The 23,065-nt window shown below is 68.6% G+C and carries 20 protein-coding genes; 9 read left to right on the top strand and 11 right to left on the bottom strand.

What is annotated here, in order from left to right; all coding sequences use genetic code 11:
- Positions 1-74 precede the first annotated feature (74 nt).
- Complete coding sequence (locus BGP17_RS11230) at positions 75-713, top strand: hypothetical protein (RefSeq protein WP_286711984.1); 639 nt, start codon at positions 75-77, stop codon at positions 711-713.
- On the opposite strand, the gene BGP17_RS11225 is transcribed toward BGP17_RS11230, so the two are convergent.
- The 3 genes from BGP17_RS11225 to BGP17_RS11215 form a co-directional block, all read right to left on the bottom strand.
- A complete protein-coding gene (locus tag BGP17_RS11225) occupies positions 710-1,129 on the bottom strand; it encodes an acyl-CoA thioesterase (protein WP_167300414.1) in 420 nt (139 codons plus the stop codon). The genes BGP17_RS11230 and BGP17_RS11225 overlap by 4 nt on opposite strands.
- Positions 1,130-1,199: 70 nt before the next feature.
- Entirely contained in the window at positions 1,200-1,976 is a 777-nt protein-coding gene (locus BGP17_RS11220) for a sulfite exporter TauE/SafE family protein (protein WP_167300554.1), read from the bottom strand.
- A 13-nt stretch (positions 1,977-1,989) separates the two neighbouring features.
- Positions 1,990-3,195, bottom strand: coding sequence for an LL-diaminopimelate aminotransferase (locus BGP17_RS11215; protein WP_167300415.1), 1,206 nt, complete (start codon positions 3,193-3,195; stop codon positions 1,990-1,992).
- Positions 3,196-3,317: 122 nt separating this feature from the next.
- On the opposite strand from BGP17_RS11215, the gene BGP17_RS11210 reads away from it, so the two are divergent.
- The 3 genes from BGP17_RS11210 (at position 3,318) to clpS (ending at position 6,473) form a co-directional block, all read left to right on the top strand.
- Complete coding sequence (locus tag BGP17_RS11210; RefSeq protein WP_380925840.1) at positions 3,318-5,066, top strand: PHA/PHB synthase family protein; 1,749 nt, start codon at positions 3,318-3,320, stop codon at positions 5,064-5,066.
- 120 nt (positions 5,067-5,186) lie between these two features.
- Positions 5,187-5,954 carry a phasin family protein gene (locus BGP17_RS11205; protein WP_286711982.1) on the top strand — a complete coding sequence of 256 codons (768 nt, stop codon included), beginning with the start codon at positions 5,187-5,189 and terminating at the stop codon, positions 5,952-5,954.
- Between the two features lie 186 nt (positions 5,955-6,140).
- Positions 6,141-6,473, top strand: a complete 333-nt coding sequence (gene clpS, locus BGP17_RS11200; RefSeq protein ID WP_086128377.1) for an ATP-dependent Clp protease adapter ClpS — start codon at positions 6,141-6,143, stop codon at positions 6,471-6,473.
- Positions 6,474-6,657: 184 nt separating this feature from the next.
- Here clpS and BGP17_RS11195 read toward each other — a convergent pair whose 3' ends face one another.
- Positions 6,658-7,365, bottom strand: coding sequence for a Crp/Fnr family transcriptional regulator (locus BGP17_RS11195; RefSeq protein ID WP_208413677.1), 708 nt, complete (start codon positions 7,363-7,365; stop codon positions 6,658-6,660).
- A 148-nt stretch (positions 7,366-7,513) separates the two neighbouring features.
- On the opposite strand from BGP17_RS11195, the gene murA reads away from it, so the two are divergent.
- Complete coding sequence (gene murA, locus BGP17_RS11190) at positions 7,514-8,797, top strand: UDP-N-acetylglucosamine 1-carboxyvinyltransferase (RefSeq protein ID WP_167300419.1); 1,284 nt, start codon at positions 7,514-7,516, stop codon at positions 8,795-8,797.
- A gap of 5 nt (positions 8,798-8,802) precedes the next feature.
- A complete protein-coding gene (locus BGP17_RS11185; RefSeq protein ID WP_286711981.1) occupies positions 8,803-9,681 on the top strand; it encodes an alpha/beta hydrolase in 879 nt (292 codons plus the stop codon).
- Between the two features lie 87 nt (positions 9,682-9,768).
- Here the strand turns inward: BGP17_RS11185 and BGP17_RS11180 are convergent, their stop codons facing one another.
- Positions 9,769-12,084, bottom strand: coding sequence for a GH92 family glycosyl hydrolase (locus BGP17_RS11180; protein WP_286711980.1), 2,316 nt, complete (start codon positions 12,082-12,084; stop codon positions 9,769-9,771).
- Positions 12,085-12,201: 117 nt separating this feature from the next.
- On the opposite strand from BGP17_RS11180, the gene BGP17_RS11175 reads away from it, so the two are divergent.
- Complete coding sequence (locus BGP17_RS11175; RefSeq protein WP_286711979.1) at positions 12,202-13,221, top strand: SGNH/GDSL hydrolase family protein; 1,020 nt, start codon at positions 12,202-12,204, stop codon at positions 13,219-13,221.
- Here BGP17_RS11175 and BGP17_RS11170 read toward each other — a convergent pair.
- The 6 genes from BGP17_RS11170 to lgt form a co-directional block, all read right to left on the bottom strand.
- Positions 13,201-14,895: a hypothetical protein gene (locus BGP17_RS11170; RefSeq protein ID WP_286711978.1), complete on the bottom strand. Its 1,695-nt coding sequence runs from the start codon at positions 14,893-14,895 to the stop codon at positions 13,201-13,203. The two genes, BGP17_RS11175 and BGP17_RS11170, sit on opposite strands and share 21 nt — an antisense overlap.
- A gap of 58 nt (positions 14,896-14,953) precedes the next feature.
- Entirely contained in the window at positions 14,954-16,264 is a 1,311-nt protein-coding gene (locus BGP17_RS11165; protein WP_086127418.1) for a cystathionine gamma-synthase family protein, read from the bottom strand.
- Positions 16,265-16,411: 147 nt separating this feature from the next.
- Positions 16,412-17,179, bottom strand: a complete 768-nt coding sequence (gene pgeF, locus BGP17_RS11160; RefSeq protein WP_286711977.1) for a peptidoglycan editing factor PgeF — start codon at positions 17,177-17,179, stop codon at positions 16,412-16,414.
- Positions 17,176-17,679, bottom strand: a complete 504-nt coding sequence (locus BGP17_RS11155; protein ID WP_286711976.1) for a GNAT family N-acetyltransferase — start codon at positions 17,677-17,679, stop codon at positions 17,176-17,178. The genes pgeF and BGP17_RS11155 overlap by 4 nt, the downstream gene beginning before the upstream one ends.
- Positions 17,676-18,677 (bottom strand): class I SAM-dependent methyltransferase, encoded by a 1,002-nt coding sequence (locus tag BGP17_RS11150; protein WP_167300427.1) that lies wholly within the window; start codon positions 18,675-18,677, stop codon positions 17,676-17,678. The genes BGP17_RS11155 and BGP17_RS11150 overlap by 4 nt, the downstream gene beginning before the upstream one ends.
- Before the next feature lie 89 nt (positions 18,678-18,766).
- Complete coding sequence (gene lgt / locus BGP17_RS11145; RefSeq protein WP_286711975.1) at positions 18,767-19,636, bottom strand: prolipoprotein diacylglyceryl transferase; 870 nt, start codon at positions 19,634-19,636, stop codon at positions 18,767-18,769.
- Between the two features lie 138 nt (positions 19,637-19,774).
- Between lgt and BGP17_RS11140 the strand changes: the two genes are divergently transcribed.
- Together BGP17_RS11140 and hemH are read left to right on the top strand one after the other, a co-directional pair.
- On the top strand, positions 19,775-22,015 hold the full coding sequence (locus BGP17_RS11140) for a xanthine dehydrogenase family protein molybdopterin-binding subunit (protein ID WP_286711974.1): 2,241 nt from the start codon (positions 19,775-19,777) through the stop codon (positions 22,013-22,015).
- Positions 22,012-23,037: a ferrochelatase gene (gene hemH, locus BGP17_RS11135; protein ID WP_286711973.1), complete on the top strand. Its 1,026-nt coding sequence runs from the start codon at positions 22,012-22,014 to the stop codon at positions 23,035-23,037. Before BGP17_RS11140 ends, hemH begins: the two co-directional genes overlap by 4 nt.
- The last annotated feature ends 28 nt before the right edge of the window (positions 23,038-23,065 follow it).

The raw sequence follows: 23,065 nt of genomic DNA, 5'->3' as shown, positions 1-23,065 counted from the left end.
GGCTGTTGTGCGCCGGCTTGCTGGCCGGATGCACGCTGGGCTCGGACCAACCCTTCATCCCCCGAGGCGATACCGTGCCCGGCCTTGCCGATGGCGACTATCAGCGGTTCATGATTGCCGGCCCGGCGAAGATGCCCGCCGCCATCCGCAGGGATTGCGTGACACCGGGCTATGTCTTCCCCATGCCGGACGAACGGGGCAAGCGGCGGAACCGCCAGGTGCAGCCGACCTATTGTCCCTATGACGGAGCCCAGCGGCTGCCGCTCATCCGGCTCGCCCGCGAAGGCGATGGCTATTGGCTGACGGCGCCCGACCGGCGGCTCAACATCCGCTTCAAGCTGTTGCGCCATGGCATCTATCTCGTGCAGTCGGACGATCCGGAAGGCGATGGCCTGCGCTACGGCTATGCGCTGACGCGCGAGGCGCCGGGCGGCATCGATATGGCGCTGCTCAACTGCGATTATTTCCCTGCGCTGAAGTCCATCCACCAGACCGATACCGCCAATGCGGCCGAGGAAGTGGCGATCGAGCCGGAAACTGCGCCAGCGCCCGAGCCTTCCGCCGCGCCGGGGCCACGCGAAGTGCTGCCCAGCCAGCACGGGGACTGCCGGGCGCCCTCGCTGGCGGCGATCCAGCCCGAGCTCGATAGGGTGGTCGATCGCTTTGCGCAGGGGCGCGAGATCGTCTGGTTCCTGCTGCGGCGCGTGGCCTAGCCCCCCAGCCCCTCCAGCCGCACGCGCACATTCTCCGGGATCGGCTTGGACTTGCGCGTCGCCAGGTCGACATGGACGCTGACCATCTCGACCTCGGTATGGAGTTCGCCGGTATCGGCGTGGCAGAGTTCGATGCGCATCGTCATGCTCGACGTGCCGACTCGCTCGACCCGGGCGAAGCCCTCGACCATGTCGTCGAACACGAACGGCTTCTTGTAGTCGATGGCGGCGCGGACGACGTTGAACTCGGCATCGAGCCAGTCGGGGCCGATATCGCCCAGATCGGCCCAGCGCCAGAACTCGCCGAGCGTGACGTCGGCATATTCGAGATAGCGCGAGTTGAAGACGATCTTCTGTCCGTCGATCTCGGAATAGCGGACGCGGAAGCGGGTGGAGAATTGGAAGCCGGGACGCATCGCGGCGAGGTGGCGCGAGGAAAGGGGCGCGTCAACTCCCGCTTCGCCGTTCCCGCGCGGGCGAGGACGCCTAGCTCAGCAGCCTCAGGCCGACGATAGCGAGCACGGTCGCCAGGATCGGCACCAGCACGCGCTCGGAGATGCGCGTCGCGATCAGGCTGCCGATCACGATGCCGGGGATCGAGCCGAGCAGCAGCGCGACGAGCAGGCCCGGGTCCACCGATCCCATCGTCCAATGGCCGATGCCGGCGATGAAGGTGAGCGGCACCGCATGCGCGATGTCCGAGCCGACCAGCCGCGCCACCGGCGCGCCGGGATAGAGGACGAGCAGCGCCGTCATCCCCAGCGCGCCCGCGCCCACCGAAGTGAGCGAGACGAGCACGCCCAGCACCGCGCCCAGCACTATGGTGAGCCCGGCGATGATGCGCCCGTCCAGCCTGGCGAAGCGCTGTCCCGCCGCGCGCACGATGCGGGTGCGGAAGAACAGCGCGATCGCAGTGAGGATCAGGGTGACGCCGAGGATCGCCGAGATCAGATGCCCGGTATCCTGGGCGCCGCGATGGGCGGCGTTGAGGAACAGCAGCGTGGTGATCGTCGCCGGGACGCTGCCGGTCGCCAGCCGCCGCACCACCCGCCAGTCGACCGATCCGCGCCAGCCATGGACGACGGTGCCCACCGCCTTGGTGCCCGAGGCATAAAGCAGGTCGGTGCCGACGGCGGTGGCCGGGTGGAAGCCGAAGACGAGCACCAGCAAGGGCGTCATCAGCGATCCGCCGCCGACGCCGGTCAGCCCGACGAGCAGGCCGACGAGCACGCCGGCAAGCGAATAGAGCGGATCGACGTGCAGCACCGGCCCGGGCTCAGCCTGCCTTCGCCGCGGTGTTGACGCCCATCGACTTGAGATACTGCTTCACGTTGCGCGCGGCCTGGCGCAGGCGCTGTTCGTTCTCGACCATTGCGATGCGCACATAGCCCTCGCCATTCTCGCCATAGCCGACGCCCGGCGCGACCGCGACCTTGGCATGGGTGAGCAGCTGCTTGGAGAATTCCAGGCTGCCCAGATGCGCCAGTGCCGGCGGCAGCGGCGCCCAGGCGAACATGCTCGCGGGCGGGGAGGGGATTTCCCAGCCCGCGCGGCCGAAGCTCTCGACCAGCACGTCGCGGCGCTTGTGATAGAGTTGGCGATTGGCCTCGACGATGTCCTGCGGGCCGTTGAGCGCGGCGCAGGCGGCGGCCTGGATCGGCGTGAAGGCGCCATAGTCGAGGTACGACTTCACGCGCGTCATCGCCGCGATCAGCTGCTTGTTGCCCACCGCGAAGCCCATGCGCCAGCCGGCCATCGAATAGGTCTTGGAGAGCGAGGTGAACTCGATCGCCACGTCCTTGGCGCCCTTGACCTGCAGGATCGACACGGTCGGCTTGCCGTCGAAATACAGCTCCGAATAGGCGAGGTCGGAGAGGATCCACACCTTGTTCTCGCGCGCCCAGGCGACGAGCCGCTCGTAGAAGGCGAGGTCCACCGTCTCGGCGGTCGGGTTCGACGGATAGTTGACCACCAGGATCGAGGGGCGCGGCACGGTGAAGGCCATCGCCCGCTCGAGGCTTTCGAAATAATGTTCGTCCGGCGTGGTCGGCACCGCGCGGATCGTGGCGCCGGCGATGATGAAGCCGAACGTGTGGATCGGGTAGCTCGGGTTGGGCGCCAGCACCACGTCGCCCGGCGCGGTGATCGCGGTGGCGAGGCTGGCCAGGCCCTCCTTCGAGCCCATGGTCACGACGACTTCGGTCTCGGGATCGATGTCGACGCCGAAGCGGCGGGCATAATAATTGGCCTGGGCGCGGCGCAGGCCGGGAATGCCCTTGGACTGGGAATAGCCATGGGCATCGGGCTTGCGGGCGACTTCGACCAGCTTGTCGATCACGTGCTGGGGCGGCGGCAGGTCGGGATTGCCCATGCCGAGATCGATGATGTCCTCCCCTGCCGCACGCGCCGCTGCCCGCATCGCATTGACTTCGGCGATGACATAGGGGGGCAGGCGCTTCATGCGGTAGAATTCTTCGGACATTTCCTCGTCTCTCAGGGATTGGAGCGCGGCACGAACTTGTGCCGTGCACATGTCCTACGCCATGTTCGCGCCTGCGGGAATGACGAGTTGCCTGTGGTGCGCTAAAGCGGCGCTTGAAGAGGATGAGCATGGCCGAAACGACCACACCGCCGATTCCCGATCTCGAGGACCTGCAGCACTGGACCTGGGTGCTCGGCCGCGCGCAGCAGATGATGCTCGAGCACGGCCTCGACATGATGGAGCACATGCCCGCCGCGCCGCCCTTCGGTACGCTGCTCGATCCCGCCGCGGCCGTGAAGGCGACCACTGATTTCTGGTCGGACACGATGAAGCTCTGGCAGCGTTTCCTCGATCCGCAGAACGCCCAGCCTTTCGAGGAGACGCCCGAGCAGGCGCGCGACAAGCGCTTCAAGGCGCCGCAATGGCGCGAGGAGCCGGTGTTCGACTTTCTCCGCCAGAGCTATCTGGTGATCGCCGACCATATGCTGCGCGGCGTCGACGGGCTGGAGGGGATGGACCCCAGGCAGAAGGACCAGGTGCGCTTCGCGACCAGGGGCTTCCTCGACGCGATGAGCCCGACCAACTTCCCCGCGACCAACCCCGAAGTGCTCGAGAAGATCGTCGAGACCAAGGGCGAGAGCCTGCTCAAGGGGCTGTCCAACATGCTGGGCGACCTGGCCAAGGGGCAGATGACCCAGACCGCCGAGGGCGCCTATGAGCTGGGCCGCAACCTGGCGATGACGCCGGGCAAGGTGGTGAAGCGCACGCCGCTCTACGAGCTGATCCAATATGCCCCGGCGGAAGGCGCGAAACAGGTCTATGCGACGCCGCTGCTGATCTTCCCGCCCTGGATCAACCGCTTCTACATCCTCGACCTCAATCCCGAGAAGAGCTTCATCCGCTGGGCGGTGGAGCAGGGGCTCACCGTGTTCGTCGTCTCGTGGAAGTCCGCCGACGCCACGATGAAGGACATAGTCTGGGACGATTTCGTCGAGGGCGGGCAGATCGACGCGATCGACACGGTGCGCGATCTGCTCGGCGTGGAGGCCGTGCACGCGATCGGCTATTGCGTTGCCGGCACCACGCTCGCCGCGACGCTGGCGGTGCTGCACGCAAGGGGGCAGGCCGAGAAGGTGCGGAGCGCGACCTTCTTCACCGCGCAGGTCGATTTCTCCGAGGCCGGCGAACTGGGCATGTTCGTCGACGACGACCAGCTGGCGATGATTCGCAGCCTGGGCGGCGAGGGATTCCTCGACGGGCGCTACATGGCGGCGACGTTCAACCTGCTGCGCGGGCGCGACCTGATCTGGAACTACGTCACCAACAACTATCTGATGGGCAAGGACTATGCCCCGTTCGACCTGCTCCACTGGAATTCGGACGTCACCAACCTGCCCGCGCGCTGGCACATGAGCTATCTGACCGACCTCTACCGCGACAACAAGCTGGTCCAGCCCGGCGCGCTGGCGATCGGCGGCACGCCGCTCGATCTCGCGAAGGTGGCGACTCCCACCTATGTCCAGGCCGGGCGCGAGGATCACATCGCTCCGGCGCAGAGCGTCTGGAAGATCACGCAGTATTTCAGGGGGCCGCTCAAGTTCGTGCTCGCCGGATCGGGGCACATCGCCGGCGTGGTGAACCCGCCCTCCGCGCAGAAATATCAATATTGGACCAATTCGGAGAAGGTCGAATCGCTCGCCGAATTTTTCGCGGGAGCAAAAGAGACCAAGGGGAGTTGGTGGCCCGACTGGATCGGCTGGCTCGACGCGCTCGATGCCGCCAGGGTTCCGGCCAAGGGCGCGCGGATTCCGGGCAAGGGCAAGCTCAAGCCCTTGGAGGATGCGCCGGGAAGCTATGTCCGGATGCGCTGATTTCCCGCGCTATCCCAGGCTTTTATCTATTTTTGTGCAGTGCACAAAAGTCACTTGCATTGCAGTGCAAGAAGAGCTACATGCTGCATCGCAGCAATAGCTTTATGGGGAAGGCACATCATGGCCACCAAAGGACCGAAGACCGGCGCGCCCAAGCCCGTCGCTCCGAAGCCTGCGGCGCGCGCCAAGCCCGCGCCGAAAGTTGCTGCGCCCAAGGCTGAGAAGCCCGAGCCGGTGAAGGCCGCCGAGACGATCGTCGAGGCTCCCGTCGTCGCCGAGCCGGTCCCGGTCCTTGAGGCAGCACCGCAGGAAGTGACCGAAACCGAAACCGTCCAAGCCGTGGCCGAGACCCCCGTCGAGCAGATCGCCGAGGTTGCCGCGGAAACCGCAATCACCGTCGTCGAAGCCGTCGAGGAGACGGTCGCCGCGCCGGAAGTGAAGGGAAGCTGGAAGATGACCACCATCGAGAACGCCACCGACAAGGCCCAGGCTCTGTTCGCCGAGTGGAACGACCGCACCAAGGCCGCCGTCGAGAAGTCGACCAAGCTGGTCGAGGAAGCCAATGACTTCGCCAAGGGCAATGTCGAGGCGCTGGTCGAGTCGGGCCGCATCGCCGCCAAGGGCTTCGAGGGCCTGGGCCAGGACGCCGCCGAATATGGCCGCAAGTCGTTCGAGAGCGCGACCGCCGCGCTGAAGAACCTTGCCGCCGTCAAGTCGCCGACCGAGTTCTTCAAGCTGCAGAGCGACTATTTCCGCGGCGCGTTCGACTCGTACGTCGCCGAGGCGTCGAAGAACACCGAGGCGCTGATCAAGCTCGCCAGCGATGCCGCGCAGCCGCTGTCGAACCGCGTTGCCGTCGCCGCCGAGAAGGTGAAGACCGCCGCGTAAGCCGGCGCTTCCGGCTTGCCGGAAGACGAGATCAGGGCGGTCGTCCCCCGGGGGCGGCCGCCCTTTTCCTTTCCGGTGTCTCGTCGGGGGCACGCGTGGCCGGCGGCCTTGCCCTTGGGAGCGCGAGCCCATATTTTCGGCGGCGTGACAGATCCCGTGAAATTCGACATCAGCATGCCATGGCGCATGGCCGAGGACGGCAATGACGACGACCGGGGCAACGACCCCTCGGTCGGCATTGCCACGCGCACGCGCACCCGGACGAAGAAGCCCACGCCCTATCGCGTGCTGATGCTCAACGACGACTATACGCCGATGGAGTTCGTCGTGCTCGTCCTGCAGCGCTTCTTCCGGATGAACATGGAAGAGGCGACGCGCGTGATGCTCCACGTCCATCAGCGCGGCGTGGGCGTATGCGGCGTGTTCAGCTACGAAGTCGCCGAGACCAAGGTGGCGCAGGTGATCGACTTCGCCCGCCAGAACCAGCACCCCCTGCAATGCACGCTGGAAAAGGCGTAGGGCGATCGTTTCGCGCCTGCCTCCGTATCGACCCGTGTAGGCATTTTTCCGGGAAACACAGCGGCCCCGGCCCGGGCTATGAGATCTTCCGTTCCTGGGAACCGGGGGGTTTCGGGCGGGAACGGGGGCCGGACGGCGCGACTTGTCATCGCAGACGTCCGGCCCCTCGCGTTCCCGGCGAAGCTCAGCGCGCCCGGGGCAGCCAGCCCAGGTCGAGCCCCTCGTAGCGGTTGACATAATTGGCCGCGCGGGCAAGCGCGCGCTCGTCGAGCAGCGTGACGCGGCCGCCCTCCCGGGCGATCATCCCTTCCTCCTCGAGTTGGCGCAGCATGCGGTTGACATGCACGGCGGTGAGGCCGGTCGCGTCGCCCACTTCCTCCTGCGTCAGCCCCAGCGGGAAGACATTGGCGAGGCTCTTGTCGGTGGCGCGCAGGCGATTGCGCAACTCGAGCAGCAGCGCCGCGACCCGGGCCTTGGCGCTGGTGCGGCCAAGTGCGGCCAGCCGGTCGGTCAATGCGACGCGTTCGATCTGCGAATAGACCAGCACCATCGCGGCGAGGCGCGGATGATCGAGCATCAGATCCGACAGCACGCCGCGATCGAACGGGCAGACCACGCAGTCGGACAGCGCGGCCAGGGTCTCGGGCGCTTCCCGATAGACTGCGCTGGAAATCCCCAGCATGTCGCCCGGAAAGAGGAAGCGCAGGATCTGGCGGCTGCCATCGTCGAGCAGCACATAGCTCATCATCAGGCCCTTGCGCAGGATATAGAGTTCGTTGCCGCCCTCATTCTCGCGCTGGAGCACCGCCCCGCGGCGCAAGTGGCGCTGGCGTTCTTCCAATCTTTCGAGCGCTTTCCGCTCGACCTCTGATAAGTCGATCAGCTCGCTCAGCCTCTCCGCGAAACAACTGCCGGACACGCGATGGCTTCTCCCCACGCGCAATGCAAAGCAGTGCAACTGAATCAATGCATTAAAATCGATCAAGGGTGCGAAAAACGCCTGCCCTTGCGCGTGGCGGGACAAAGATTAGAAGCCCGGCATGGACCGTATTCTCATTCGCGGCGGCAAACGCCTTTCCGGCAAGATTCCCGTCTCCGGCGCCAAGAACGCGGCGCTCACGCTGATGCCCTGCGCGCTGCTCACCGACGAGCCGCTGACCTTGCGGAACCTGCCGCGCCTGGCGGACGTGGACAGCTTCGGCCATCTGCTCAACGAGCTCGGTGCCTCGACCGCGATCGAAGGCACGCGGCCCAGCGATTTCGGCCGGGTGATGACGGTGCGGGCCGGCAAGCTCACCTCGACCGTGGCGCCGTATGACATCGTCCGCAAGATGCGCGCCTCGATCCTGGTGCTCGGCCCGCTGCTCGGCCGCGCGGGCGAGGCGACGGTGTCGCTGCCTGGCGGCTGCGCGATCGGCAACCGCCCGATCGACCTGCACCTGAAGGCGCTCGAGGCGATGGGCGCCGAGATCGAGATCGCCGCGGGCTATGTGAAGGCGACGGCGCCCGGCGGTCGGCTGCGTGGCGGGCGCTACAGCTTCCCGGTGGTCTCGGTCGGCGCGACCGAGAACGCGCTGATGGCGGCGGTCACCGCCAAGGGCACCACTGTTTTCGACAATGCCGCGCGCGAACCCGAGATCGTCGACCTGTGCAACCTGCTCGTCGCGATGGGCGCGCATATCCAGGGCATCGGCACCGAACGGCTGGAGATCGAAGGCAGGGACCGCCTGCACGGCGCGACCTATGCGGTGATGCCCGACCGGATCGAGGCGGGCAGCTATGCCTGCGCGGCGGCGATCACCGGCGGCGACGTCGAACTGGTCGGCGCGGCGGCGAACGACATGCGCGCGACTCTCGACGCGCTGGTCCAGGCCGGAGTGACGGTCGAGGAGACCAGGGGCGGGATCCGCGTGGCAGCCAACGGCCCGCTCAAGCCGCTGACGCTGTCGACCGCGCCCTTCCCGGGCTTCGCGACCGACATGCAGGCGCAGTTCATGGCGATGCAATGCATGGCCGAGGGCGCCAGCGTCTTCACCGAGACGATCTTCGAGAACCGCTACATGCACGTGCCCGAGCTGGCGCGGATGGGCGCCCATATCGATGTGCGTGGGCGCACCGCGGTGGTGCACGGGCCGACCAGGCTGGTCGGCGCGCAAGTGATGGCGACCGATCTCCGCGCCTCGATGAGCCTGATCCTCGCCGGCCTGGCGGCCGAGGGCGAGACGCAGGTCAACCGCGTCTATCACCTCGACCGCGGCTATGAGCGGCTGGAGGAGAAGCTTTCGGCGGTGGGCGCGGATATCGAGCGGGTCGGCGACGGCTAGGGCAGATGCTCGGGCGGCGCTTCAGCCTGGCGATCGGGGCGGCGGCGCTGCTGCTGTTCCTGGTGCTGACGGCAAGCTGGTTCCTCGCATCGAAGATCGCCGCCGGGCATGCCTCGGCAGTGGCGCCGGTGCCGCCGCCGGCCGAGCAGGTGCAGCTTGCGGCGCGGGACGGTGTTTCGCTCGCCGGCACCTATTGGCCCGGGCGACGCCCCGATGCGCCGGCGGTGCTGCTCCTCCACGGCGTCGGCGCCTCGCGGAACCAGACCGCGCCGATGGCCGAGGCGCTGGTGGCGCAAGGCTATGCGGCGCTGGCGATCGACCTGCGCGGGCATGGCGCGTCGACGATCACCGATCATAGCTATGGGCTCGACGAAGGGCTGGACGCGCGCGCGGCGTTCGGCTGGCTCAAGGCAAGGCAGCATGGCGCGAAGGTGGCGGTGATCGGCGTCTCGCTGGGCGGCGCTGCGGCGCTGATCGGGCGCGACGGCATGGTCCCGGCCGATGCGCTGGTGCTGGTCGCAGTGTTCCCCGACATTCGTCATGCGATCTACAACCGGATGGCGGCGGTGCTGACGGCGGCGGGCGCGACGCTGGCCGAGCCGCTGCTGAGTTTCCAGGCGCTGCCACGTTATGGCGTGTGGCCCGGGCGGATCGCGCCGATCGCGGCGATCCGGGACTATTCCGGACCGGTCTTCGTGATTGGCGGCGCGGCAGATCGCTACACGCCGCCGGCGGAGACCCGCGCGCTCCATCGGGCCGCGCCGAACCGCAAGGCATTGTGGCTGGTACCGGGGCTGTCGCATGGCGAGGTGAGCAATCTGCACGACGCCGAATGGGCGCGGCGAATCGGCGGGTTCCTGCGCGAGACGATCGGGACGCCATAGGTTGCGGACTCGTATTCCCTCGCCCGTCCTCGTCCTCTTCGCAGGGATGGCGGGCCTGGTTCCAAGGCCTTGCTCGGAGTTGCCGACCTAGCGCGCCGTGCTCATCGAATAGGGGCGCGCCGCCCTGGCCGTAGCCCAGCCCTTGTTCGGCGTGGCGCGCATCGCGAAGCGCAGCTCGCCGCCGGCGACGATCTCCTCGTGCCGCAGATATCCCCGCGCCAGCGGCCTGCCGTTCAGCGTGACCTTGCCGACATAGGGGTTCGCCTCCGACAGGCCGTCGGCGATCACGGTGAAGCGCTTGCCGTTCGGCAGGTTGAGCGTCGCGCGGTCCAGGAAGGGCCGGCCGATCACATATTCGTTCGAGCCGGGCGCGACCGGATAGAAGCCGAGCGCGGTGAAGACCAGCCAAGCGGACATCTGGCCCAGATCGTCATTGCCCGAAAGCCCGTCCGGCGTCGGCTTGTACTGGCTCTCGACGATCTGCTTCAGCCGCTCCTGGGTGCGCCAAGGCTGGCCGGCATAGGCGTAGAGATAGGCGACATGGTGGCTCGGCTCGTTGCCATGGATGTACTGGCCGATCAGGCCGGCAATGTCCTCGGCATGGCTGTAGTCGAGCTTCGAATTGTCGAAATCGAACATCGCGTCGAGCTTGTTCACTGCCGCCGCGTCGCCGCCGAGCAGCGCGAACATGCCGGCCTGGTCCTGCGGCACGAACCAGGAATATTGCCAGGCATTGCCCTCGGTATAGTCCGATCCATAATTGATCGCGGTGGGATCGAAGGGCGTGCGATAGCTGCCATCGGCCTTGCGGGCGCGCAGGAAGCCGGTCTTCGCATCGAAGCTGTTGCGCCAGTTGCCGGCCCGCTTCCCGAAGGCGGCGGCGACGTCCGCCTTGCCCATCGCCCCGGCCATGCGCGCGATGGTCCAGTCGTCATAGGCATATTCGACGGTCTTCGACGCCGCTTCCGGCTCCCGGTCGATCGGCACATAGCCGAGCTTCATATACTGGTCCAAACCGCCATAGGGGCCGTAGGTCGCGCTCTTCACCATCGCATCGAGCGCGGCTTGTGCGTCGAAGCCGCGAATGCCCTTGAGATAGGCATCGGCGATCACCGGCACGGCGTGATAGCCGATCATCGTCCAGGTCTCGCGGCCATGGAACTGCCAGACCGGCAGGATGCCGAAGGGACTCACCTGCTGGCTGGCGACCAGCGATTGGACGAAGTCGGCGTTCCGCCTTTCCGGCTGGAGCAGCACCAGCAGCGGATGTTCGGCCCGGAAGGTATCCCATAGCGAGAAGGTCGAGTGGAAGGTGAAGCCCGTGGCGGCATGGACCTGGTCGTCCGGGCCCCGCCAGCGGCCATCGGCGTCGGAGAAGACGCTGGGGGCGATCAGGCTGTGATACAGCGCAGTGGCGACCATGCGCTTCATCGGCGCGGGCCCTTCGAGTTCGACTGCGCCGAGCGCCCTTTCCCAGGCCCTGCCCGTATCGGCGCGGATCGCGTCGAAATCGCCGCGCTCGCTGTCGAGATTGGCGATGGCGCCGTCCTCGTCGACCGCGGAGATGGCGACCTTCACTTCGAGCGGCCTGTCGAGCACGCCGAAGTCGAGCTGGGCGACCAGCGCGCGCCCCTGGAGCTGGGCCGGGTCCGCGGCGCCGCGGCCGGGGCCCTGAAAGCCGTTATACGCCACCTTCTCCTCGGTGTTCGAGAAGGCATGGCGGGTGAGCGGCGCGGAGGGGCGGATCGCGAAATAGAGCTTGCGGGCGGGCGCCCAGCCGCGCGTCTCGCGCATGCCGGTGATCGTGCCGTCCGCGCGGACCCGGATCGAGGACCAGAGCGTCTTGCCCGGATAATTGTAGAGCGAGCTGCGCAGATCGAGCAGCAGCCGGGCATCCTTGCCGGCGGGGAAGGTGTAGCGCTGCACGCCGACGCGGGTGCCCGCGGTCATCTCGGCACGTACCCCGCTATCGGCCAGGGTGACGGCATAATAGCCGGGCCGCGCCTGTTCGGTCGCGTGATCGAAGCGCGCGCGCTGGGCGCCGGGCTCGAGCGAAGTCGCATCGCCCACCAGCGGCTGGATCAGGAAGTCGCCCAGGTCCGAATGGCCGGCGCCCGAGAAATGCGTCATCGAGAAGCCCTGGATCGTCGGGTCCTCGTAGCGATAGCCGGCGGCGTGGCCGTAGCATTTGCGGATCTCGCAGGTCGTGTCGGTATCCGGGCTCAGCTGGATCATGCCGAAGGGCGCGACCGCCCCCGGGAAGGTGTGCCCCTCGCCGCCGGTGCCGATCATGGGATCGGCGGCGTCATAGGTGGATCCGCCGGACGTCTGGGCCGCGAGCGGCGCGGTGGCGAGCGACAGGGCGGCGAGCGCGGCGAGGCCGGTGCGAAGGGGCGCGGTCATGCGCTTCGTTAGAGCAGAGCCGCGCCGCGCCTCCAACCCGGATCGGAGCCGATGCCTGCCGCCGGCCGATCCGATGCCGCGATTTCGCGCGCCGGCGGAACGGGCTAGGGTGGCGCGATGAAGCCCTTTGCCCTTGCGCTGCTCGCGCCGCTTGTCCTCTCCGCCGCGCCCCCGCCCGAGGGCAGGCGACTGGCCGTCCATGTCGGCGGCCGCGCGATCGTCCAGGGCGGCGAGGTGCGGTTCGGCTGGCCGGGCACCTATGTCGAGGCGCGCTTTCGCGGCACCGACGTCACCGTCCGGGTCGAGACGCATGGCGACTTCCTGCGGGTGAGCGTGGACGGCAAGCCGTTCCAGACCCTGGTGACGCCCGGCCCCGCGACGGTGCGGATCGCGGGGCTGAAGCCCGGCGTCCACGCCATCCGCATCGACAAGCTGACCGAGAGCCAGTCGGGCAGCAGCAGCTTTTTCGGCTTCTTCACCCATGGCACGCCGCTCCCCGCGCCGGTCCGGTCCGGCGGGATCGAGTTCATCGGCGATTCGCACAGCGTGGGCTATGGCAACACTTCGGCGACGCGCACCTGCACGGCGCAGCAGGTGCACGACACGACCGATACCAGCCAGGCCTTCGGGCCCATCGTCGCCAGGCGATTGGGCGCCGATTACCGGGTGATCGCCTATTCGGGCTATGGCATCGTCCGCAACCATGCCGGCCGCTTCCCCGGCGAGAACCTGCCCTTTCTCTATCCGCGCGCGCTGCCCGGCGATCCGGCGCCGGCCGCGCCCGAGCCGGGCTGGAAGCCCCGGGCGATCGTGGTCAACCTCGGCACCAACGACTTCTCGACGCCGCTCCACGCCGGCGAGGCCTGGGCCGACGCGGCGGCGCTGCGGGCCGCCTATCGCGCCCGCTACATCGACTTCGTCAACGAGCTCCGCCGCCGCCAGCCCCAGGCGCGCCTGGTGCTGATGGGTGCCGGGGATTTCCAGGCCGATGTTGCCGCGGTGGCCGAGGCCACTGGTGCGACGGCGGTGCAGCTGCCCACGCTCGCGATGACCGGGTGCAACTGGCACCCCTCGCTCGCGGACCATCGCCTCATGGCCGATCTCCTGGCCGCGGCGCTAAAAGGCCGGCGCGGCTAGCTTCACGTCCGCCCGGACCCAGGCGGCGGCGAAATCCTTCTCCGCCGCGCCCGCGTCCTTGCCCTGGGCCTTCAGCGCCTGGGCGAGGCCGAGCAGCGCCCAGCCGTTGCGCGGATTGCGCCGGGGATCCAGGTCTTCGCGGAACACCGCCTCGGCTTCCGCCGCCTTGCCGGCGCCGAGCAGCGCGGCGCCGAGCAGGTGGCGAGTCGGGAAGAACTCGTCCGAAGGCTCGTTGTACGACAGCCCGTCCTCGACGGTGACTGCTTCGCGCAGCAGCGCGACGGCGCGGGGCCCGTCCTTCCGGGCGAGTGCGATCCGAGCCTCGGCGCGCAGCGCGGCGATGCGGAAGAGCGGCGCGGCCAGGTTCATGCCGGCCAGCGCCTCGGCGGGTGCGCCGGCGATCCTGGCCTTGAGGCCGGCCAGCTCGGCCTCGGCCTCGGCGATCCTGCCCTTGGCGGCGAGCGCGATGGTGCGTGCCGACAGCCAGTTGACGGTCAGGTCGAGCAGCCGTGCGTCGGGCCGGGGCTCGGCCAGCATCTCGTCCCAGCGGCCGAAGCGGACCAGCGCCTGATAGAGATAGCCGATTCCCCAATCCATGCCCGGCATGGCGGCCGCCTGGTCGTCGGTGAACACCAGCCGCACGTCGCGCAGCGCCTTGATCGTCTCGGCGGCGCGCCCCTCCATCGCCGTCGAGGCGGCGAGGAACTGGAGGTTGTGCGCCGAGTACATCGGATAATAGTCGATCGCCGCGGTCCTGGCGTAATAGGCCTTGTCGGCGGCATCGGCATCGCGATTGGCCACCGCCGATTCCTCGTAGCGGCCGACCCGCTGGAAGATGTGCGAGGGCATGTGCACGAGATGGCCCGCGCCCGGCATCATCGGGCCGACCCGCTCGGCGGCGGCGACGGCGCGGTCCGGCGTGGTCGAGGCTTCGACGGCGTGGATATAGTAATGGTTGGCGCCGGGATGCTGCGGGTTGCGCTTCAGCACCGTCTCCAGCGTGGCGACGATCTCGGGCGTGTCCCTGGCCGGGGTGCCGTCGGCATTCCACAGCTTCCACGGCGTTCGGTTCATCTGCGCCTCGGCGAACATCGTCAATATGTCGTCGTCCTGGGGGAAGGCCTTGGCGGCGCCCCGCATCGCATCGCCATAGGCGGCGAGCAGCGGCGCGCTGTTGCTCGGGTCGACCGGCTGCGGACCGGTATAGCGCCTGGCCAGCGCCAGGATCAGCGCGCGGTTCGCCGGCGTGGCGCCAGGCGCCAGCGCCTCGGCCTTCTTGAGCGCGTCCCAGGCGACGCGGGCCCGCGCCTCGGCCATCATCGGCATGTTGTAATTGGGGCCGAGGGCGAGCGCGACGCCCCAGTGGCAGATGCCGCACCGGGGATCGGCCTCGGCCGCCCGGGCGAAGCTGCGCGCCGCCTCGTCATGGTTGAACGCCCAGAGCAGGCGCATGCCCTGGTCGAAATAGGCCTGGGCGGCGGGCACCTTTGTCCCGGCATCGCGGTGGAAATCGCCGAGATCCGGGAGGAGCTGTGCGCCATGCGCCCAATCGGCGAGAGTCTGCGGGAAGTCGTGCCTGCCATGCATGCCGGCCATGTCGCCCGTCTGTGCCGTGGCGGGCAGCGCGAGCAGCGGTGCCGCAAGCAGAACCAGGAAGCGCGAAAGTCCGATCATGGCCGAGTTCCCCCTCGGGCCGGCAGGATATACCCGCCGGCCCTCGATCTCAATCGGCTCAGACGGCTTTGAGCGCCTCCTCGAAATCGGCGATCAGATCGTCGGCATCCTCGACGCCGATCGAGATGCGGACGAGATTGTCGGTGATGCCCAGCGCCTGCTTGCGCGCGTCGGGCACCGAGAGGTGAGTCATGCCGGCCGGGTGGCTGGCCAGCGTCTCGGTGCCGCCCAGCGACACGGCGAGCTTGGCGATCTTGAGGCTGTCGAGAAAGGCGAACGCCTCCTTCTCGCCGCCCTTGAGGTAGAGCGAGAAGGTCGAGCCCGCGCCGGTGCAGTGGCGCCGATAGATGTCGGCCTGGCGCGAGCCCTCCTCGAGGAAACCGAGATAGCCGACATGCTCCACCTTGGGGTGCGCGCGCAGGAACTCGCAGACCTTCACGGCATTCTCGCCGGCGCGCGACATGCGCAGTTCCAGCGTTTCGAGGCTGCGGAGCAGCATCCAGGCGGTGTTGGGATCGCAGATGGTGCCGATCGTGTTGCGCATCAGCCGGATCGTGTTGATGTGTTCCTTCGAGCCGAGCACGCCGCCGGCCACCAGGTCCGAATGGCCGCCGGCATATTTGGTCAGCGAATAGACGACGATGTCGGCACCCTGCTTGAGCGGCTGGGCCCACAAGGGCCCGAGGAACGTGTTGTCGATCGCGATCGGCGGCTTGTTCGGTCCCTTGAAGATCGCGTCGCGGCTGGCGGCGACGGCTTCGACATCGACCAGCGCGTTGGTCGGGTTGGCCGGCGATTCGAGATAGATCAGCGCGACGTTGCCGCTGGCGGCCTTGCCCAGCACCGCATCGATCTCCTCGCGCGTGGCACCGGCCGGGAAGTCGAGCCAGTGCACGCCGAAACGACCCAGGATACGGGCGATCAGCGTCTCGGTCGCGGCATAGAGCGGGCCCGAATGGACGATCGTGTCGCCCGGCTTGACCATCGACAGGAACAGCGTGGCGATCGCCGACATGCCGCTGGAAAAGGCCAGCGCATCCTCCGCGCCTTCCCACACGCCCAGGCGATCCTCGAGGATCTCCTGGTTCGGGCCGTTGAAGCGCGAATAGACCAGGCCCTCGGCACCGCCCGGGCGCTTGCCGGTGACGCCCTCGAAATGGCGCTTGCCGGCGGCGGCATTGGGGAAGACGAAGGTGGAGGTGAGGAAGATCGGCGGCTTGAGCGAGCCTTCCGATAGCATGGGGTCGAAGCCATGGCCCATCATCAGGGTGGCCGGCTTGAGCTTGCGCCCGCCGACCGTGTCGACATCCGCCTTGGGGCGGCGGCGCGGGGTGGCGCCGGTCAGGTCGGCTTCGGTCTCGTCGGTCATGCAGTCTCTCCGGTCAGGGGCGTGAGCGCCACCTGTTTCGTATCATCTGTAACGAGCCGGCGGCGGGATCGCACCCCCGGATGCGGCGAAAGTTTGCGAAGCCCGCGCTGCGAGGGTCGATTCCGCCTTCCCGCGTGCCGGATGCGTTCACGCCAGTCCGACGATCGAGATCTGCCGCCCGTAATCCGGCTCACGCCGATGCGTCGCGCGGCGATAGGAGTAGAAATGCTCCGGCCGCGCATAGGTGTCCTGGCCCAGCATCTCGACGGTACGGAGGCCCGCCGCGGCCAGCCGGTGCGCGACATAGGCTTCGAGATCGAACTGCCAGTGATCCTCGCGCCTGCCCTCGGTGAAGAAGCGCTCGTTCGCCGGATCGGCCTCGGCGAACCGGGCGAGGAAACCGGCATCGACTTCATAGGAGGCGCGGGCGATGCAGGGGCCGACCGCGGCGACCATCCGGTCGCGGCTCGCGCCCAGCATCTCCATCGCGGCGATCGTCGAATCGGTGACGCCGCCGAGCGCGCCCTTCCACCCCGCATGGGCGGCACCGACCACGCCAGCCTGCGTATCGGCGAACAGCACCGGCGCGCAATCGGCGGTGAGGATGCCGAGCGCCAGCCCCGGCCGATCGGTGACCAGCGCATCGGCATGGGGGCGCAGCCGATTCTCCCAGGGCGCGGCCACGGTGACGCAATCGGCGGAATGGACCTGATGCACCGAGACGAGGCGGGCGTCGGGCAGTACCGCTTCCACGGCGCGGCGGCGATTCTCGGCGATCAGCGCGGGATCGTCGCGCGAGCCCAGCCCGACATTGAGGCTGGCCATGTCGCCCGTCGAGACGCCGCCCTTGCGGCCGAGAAAGCCGTGCGCGACTCCGGCCAGCGCCCGCGCGCGGAAGATCTCGATCTCGTTCACAGGATGCGCCTCATCAACCGGTCCTCATCGGCGTGCTCGCCGACCATGAAGGCATAGGCGCCCCGGTCCTCGAACCCGTTCTTCTCGTAGAAGCGCCTGGCGCGGTGATTGTCGACATAGACCGAGAGCCACATCTCCTCGGCGCCCCGCGCCCGGCCCTGCTCCAAGGCCCAGTCGAGCAGCGCCTGGGCCGCACCGCTGCCCTTGGCCCGCTCGTCGAGATAGAGCTGGCGCAGCTCATGGGCAGGGGCGGTGGCCTCGGCGGGCAGGGTCAGCCCGCTCGTCTTGGCGAAGCCGGCCAGACCCCGTTCGTCCTCGGCGAGCCGGAAGCGCAGCTCGGGCTCCGCGAACTCCCCGGCCCAGGCCTCGGGCGTGAAGCCGGCGAGGAAGTCGGCAAGGTCCTTGGGGGCGTAGAGATGGCCGAAGGTCGCGACGAAGCTGGTGCGGAACAGCGCGTCGATCGCCGGCAGGTCGGCCCGGGTGGCGTCGCGGTAGATCATTCGAAGCCTGCGGGAACGGGCCAGCCGGGCGCCGTCAGCGCGATCACCTTGAACAGCTCGCCCATCTGCTCCGGATCGGTCAGCCGGTCGCGATCGGTGGCGAGCTGGCCGGCGCGGTCCGGCGCGGCGAGCGAGAGGCTGGCGGTGCGCTCGGCGATGCCGAGCCGCATCAGGAAGGCGCCCTGGGCCACCGGGCCATGGACGACCAGGCCCTCGGCCCGTGCGGCTTCGGCGAGCGTGGCGAAATCGACATGGGCGGTAAGGTCCGCCTCGCCCGGCATGTCGAACGGGTTGGCATAGGCATGGCCCTTCACTGCCTGGAGCGTGTCGCCGATCGCGGGCCCCATATAGCCATAGTCGACGATCAGCGCGGCGCCCCCCTGATCGTTCAGTCGCTTGGCGAGCTGGCGCAGCACCGCGACGCCGGCCGGCGAAGTCTCGAGGATCGAGCCGGGCGCGGCATCCCTGAAGTCGCGCGGGATGATCATGTCGAAGCTGCGATCGCCCTGGATCGGCAGGAACAGCATGTCCTGGCAGGCGACGAGCCGCTCACGCCAGCCTTCCCCGGTGGCGATGAGCTGGCGGATCGGCAGCGCGTCGAAGAATTCATTGGCGACGAAGATCAGCGGCGCATCGTCGGGCAGGCCGACCAGGTCGAGATGGAATTCGGCATGCGCCACGCGTTCGGCCTGGGCGGCACGCAGCGTCGGGCTGGTCTCGACCAGGTCGACCGGCGGCGTGAGCCCCGCCTTGGCCATGGCGCGCAGCGCGTCGGCGGCGAGCGTGCCGCGGCCCGGGCCGAGCTCGACATAGCGGACGGGCGGCGCGTCGGCGCGCTGCCACAGGTCCGCTATCCACAGGCCGATCAGCTCGCCGAACATCTGGCTCACTTCGGGCGCGGTAGTGAAGTCGCCCCGCGCGCCGAGCGGATCGCGCGTCGCATAATAATGCGCGTTGGCGGCGCCCATGAACTGAGACAGCGGGATGGGCCCGGCCATGGTGATGGCGCGGGCCAGCCGCTCGGCGAGCAGGGGCTCGGCGGCGTTGGCCGCGCGCTCCCCTGCCGGGGCGTCGAGAGGATTCTCGCTCAGGCGACGCTCTCCGTGCCGAGCGTGGGCTCGACGCGCTGGCGGCGGCCCTTGGCAGTGACGATCAGATAGATGCCGCCAATGATCATCGGCAGGCACAGCACCTGGCCCATATGGATGATGTTGGCGAAGAAGGTGCCGTCGAACTGCTGATCGGGCTCGCGGAAATATTCGACGAAGAAGCGGAAGCAGCCATAGCCGAGCAGGAAGATGCCGACGAGCTTGCCCGGTTCGTAGCGCGCCTTGGTGCGCCAGAAGAAGAACCAGAGGATGGCGAACAGCGCGATGCCCTCGAGCCCCGCCTCATAGAGCTGGCTGGGGTGGCGCGCATCGTTCCCGGCGCCGGGGAACACGATCGCCCAGGGCAGGTTCGCCGGCTTGCCCCACAGCTCGCCATTCACGAAATTGGCGAGGCGGCCGAAGAACAGGCCGAAGGGCGCGCAGCAGGCGACATAGTCGTGCACGCGCAGCCAGTTGAGCCCCTGGCGCCGGCACATCAGGATGATCGCCAGCGCCGTGCCGATCACGCCGCCATGGAACGACATGCCGCCGTCCCAGAGCTTGAAGATGCGGATCGGGTCGAGGAACATCCCGGGCGCGTAGAAGATCACATAGCCGAGACGCCCGCCCAGGATGATGCCGAGCGTGGCGTAGAAGACGAGATCGTCGGCATGGCGCCTGCTCATCGGCGCGCCGGGCTGGCGGAGCAGGCGGAGGAGATACCACCAGCCGACCAGGATCCCGGCGATATAGGCCAGCGAATACCATTTGATCTCGAAGAAGCCGAGGTTGAGCGCGACCTTGTCGAGGCCGAGATCCTTGAACTGGATATGGTCGGCCGCGGCGGCGGCCAGGGTGGAAAGCAGCACGGGTGTCCCTCCGGGTGTCGGGCCCCCGATAGAGCAGGCTCGCCGCAAACCCAAGGGGCTCGCGTTCGAAGGACGACTCGCCCATCGTCGGGGGGAGCCGGGGTGACAGCCTTTGGCGGGCAGGATAGACGGCATGCGATGAAGGTCGATTTCGGCAAGCTCCAGAAGCTGGATCGGCGCACGCTGCTGATCGGCGGCGGCGTGGGCGTGGGGCTGGTGGTCGCCTGGGCGGTGTGGCCGCGCACCTATCTCCCCAATCTCACCGCGGCACCGGGCGAGAGCCTGTTCGGTGCCTGGATCAAGATCGGCACCGACGGGCACGTCTCGGTCGCCGTCCCGCAATGCGAGGAGGGGCAGGGCGTGTTCACCGCCATGCCGCAGATCATCGCCGACGAACTGGGCGCGGACTGGAAGCTGGTGGGCGTGGAGCCGGCACCGCTCAACCCGCTCTACGCCAATCCGCTGGCCGCCGAGGAACTGTTCGAGCAGGCGCTGGGCGGGCTGCCCGAGCAGCTGCGGCGCAGCCATGCCGCGCGCACCGGGCTGGTGCTCACCGGCTGCTCGACGTCGATCCGCAGCTTCGAGGATCAGCTGCGCCATGCCGGGGCCGCCGCGCGGGTGCTGCTGTGCAAGGCGGCGGCGCGGCGCTGGGGCGCGGAATGGCAGAGCTGCGACACGGCCGGCGGCCAGGTGATCCACGGCAATTCGAAGCTCGGCTTCGGCGCGTTGGCGGCGGAGGCGGCGGACGAGCGCGTGCCCGGCGACGTGCCGCTGCGCACCGGCGAGGCGAACCGGCTCTATGGCCAGGAACTGCCCCGGCTCGACGCGCCGGCCAAGGTGGACGGCAGCCTGCTCTACGCGGCGGACGTGCGCTTGCCGAACATGGTGTTCGCCTCGATCCGGATGGGGCCGATCGGCGAGACCGAGCTGGTGAAGCTCGACCGGGCGGCGGCGGACAGGATCCCCGGCATGCTCTCGATCGTGACGACCCGGGACTGGGTGGCGACGATCGCCAACAATGGCTGGGCGGCGGAGCGGGCGATCGACGCGATGCGCCCGCGCTTCAAGACGCCCGAGGAAGTGATCAACAATGATTCGATCGCCTCGGCGCTGAGCGATGCGCTGAACGCCGACGGCGCGCGGATCCATGAGGCCGGCGACCTCGCGGCGGATTTCCGCGGGGCGAAAGTGGTTTCGGCCGAGTATCGCGTCGACGTGGCGCTCCACGCCGCGCTCGAGCCGATGACCTGCACGGCCAATTATCATGAGGGGCACCTCTCGCTCTGGCTGCCGACCCAGGCGCCGGGGCTGGCGCGGGCGGCGGCGGCACGGGCGATCGGCATCGCCGAGAGCTCGGTGACCGTGCATGCGACGATGGCGGGCGGCTCGTTCGGAGCGAAGCTGGAACATGCGGTGGCGGAGCAGGCGGCCCTGCTCGCCGAGCGGATCGGCCGGCCGGTGCAGCTCACCTGGCCGCGCGGCGAGGACATGCGGCACGATCGCTACCGCCCGCCCGCGATCGGCCGGATGACCGGCAAGCTGAACCCGCGGGGCCAGGTCTCGGGCCTGCTCGCCAAGATCGCCGCGCCCGAGACGGGCCGCGAGCTGGCGACGCGGCTGCTGGGCAGCGATCCGGTGGTGCAGGCGTCGCTCGCGCTGCCCGGCAAGGGCGATCCTTCGGCGGTGGCGGGGGCGCGGCCCTTTTATGCCATCCCCAATTACGCAGTCGATCACCATGTCGCGGCGATCGGGGTGCCGACCGGCTATTGGCGCTCGGGCGCACACAGCTACAATTGCTTCTTCGTCGAGAGCTTCCTGGACGAGCTGGCGCATGCCGCCGAGCAGGACGCGGTGTCGTTCCGCATGGCGATGCTCGGGGGTGAGACGCGGCTTGCCCGTTGCGTGCAGATGGCGGCCCAGCTGGGCGGCTGGCAGGGCGGCCAGCCCGGCAGCGGCCAGGGGATCGCCTGCCACGCCTTTCGCGGCTCCTATGTCGCGGTGATGGCCGAAGCGCGGCTCGACGGGCGCAAGGTGAAGGTGGAGCGGCTGGTCGCCGCGGTCGATTGCGGGCGGGTGGTGAACCCGGACCTGGTGACTCAGCAGATCGAGGGCGGGTTGCTGTTCGGCATGGCGGCGGCGCTCGCCGGATCGACCGGCTTTACCGAGAATGTCGCGGACGTGCGCGATCTTTCCGAACTCGGCCTGCCGACGCTGGCGGATGCGCCCGACATCACCGTGGAGCTGATCCGCAACGCCGCCGACCCGGGCGGCGTGAGCGAACTCGCCGTGCCGCCGGTCGCCCCCGCCATCGCCAACGCGCTGCAATCGGCGAGCGGCGTGCGCTTCCGCGTGTTGCCCCTGCTCTCGGACGTCGAATGAGCGTCCCCGCCGGGCATCCGCCCTTCTTCGTCCCGGACAGGATCGGCGTGCTGCTGGTCAATCTCGGCACGCCGAGCGCGCCGGATGCCGCGTCGGTGCGGCGCTACCTCGCCGAGTTTCTGTCCGATCGCCGCGTGGTGGAGATTCCGCCGATCGCCTGGCAGCCGATCCTGCACGGGATCATCCTGCGCACTCGGCCGCGCAGATCGGCGCATGCCTATCGGCAGGTGTGGCGCGCGGACGGCTCGCCGCTCGCCGCGATCACGGCCGCGCAGTCCGGGGCATTGCAGGGCGCGTTCGGCGAAGGCAGTCCGGTCGACTGGGCGATGCGCTATGGCGAGCCCAGGATCGCGGACCGGCTCGCCGCGATGCAGGCCGATGGCGTGCGGCGCATCCTGATCGCGCCGCTCTATCCGCAATATTGCGCGGCGACCACCGCCACCGCCAACGATGCCGCCTTCGCCGCGCTGGCGAAGATGCGCTGGCAGCCGGCGATCCGCACGTTGCCGCCCTATTATGATCACCCCGCCTATATCGCCGCGCTCAAGGCATCGGTGGAAGCCAGCCTCGCCCGGCTCGACTTCGAGCCCGACGCGATCCTGGCGAGCTTCCACGGCATGCCGCAGCGGACGCTCGATCTCGGCGATCCCTATCATTGCCATTGCCGCAAGACCGCGCGGTTGCTCGGTGAGGCGCTGGCGGACACGCTGGGGGGGCGGGAGCTGATCGTCACTTTCCAGTCGCGCTTCGGCCGCGCGAAATGGCTCGAACCCGCCACCGACGCCATGCTCGCCGCGCTGCCGGGCAAGAGCGTGGGGAAGGTCGCGGTCGTGGCGCCGGGCTTCTCGGCAGACTGTCTCGAGACGCTGGAGGAGCTGGCGATCCGCGGGCGCGAGACGTTCCTCGCCGCGGGCGGGAGCCGGTTCGCCTATCTGCCCTGTCTCAACGACGGCCCGGATGGCATCGGGATGCTGCGCACAATTTTAAGCGAGGAGCTTGCGGGCTGGATCGAGCCTGCCTAGCCTTTCGGTGCACCACGAAGGAGAGGAA

Source organism: Sphingomonas sp. 67-41 (assembly GCF_001899725.1).
In the GTDB taxonomy this organism is placed as follows: Bacteria; Pseudomonadota; Alphaproteobacteria; order Sphingomonadales; family Sphingomonadaceae; genus Sphingomonas; species Sphingomonas leidyi.
The sequence above is the reverse complement of the archived record's forward strand: the minus strand, read 5'-3'. Positions and strand labels throughout refer to the sequence as shown.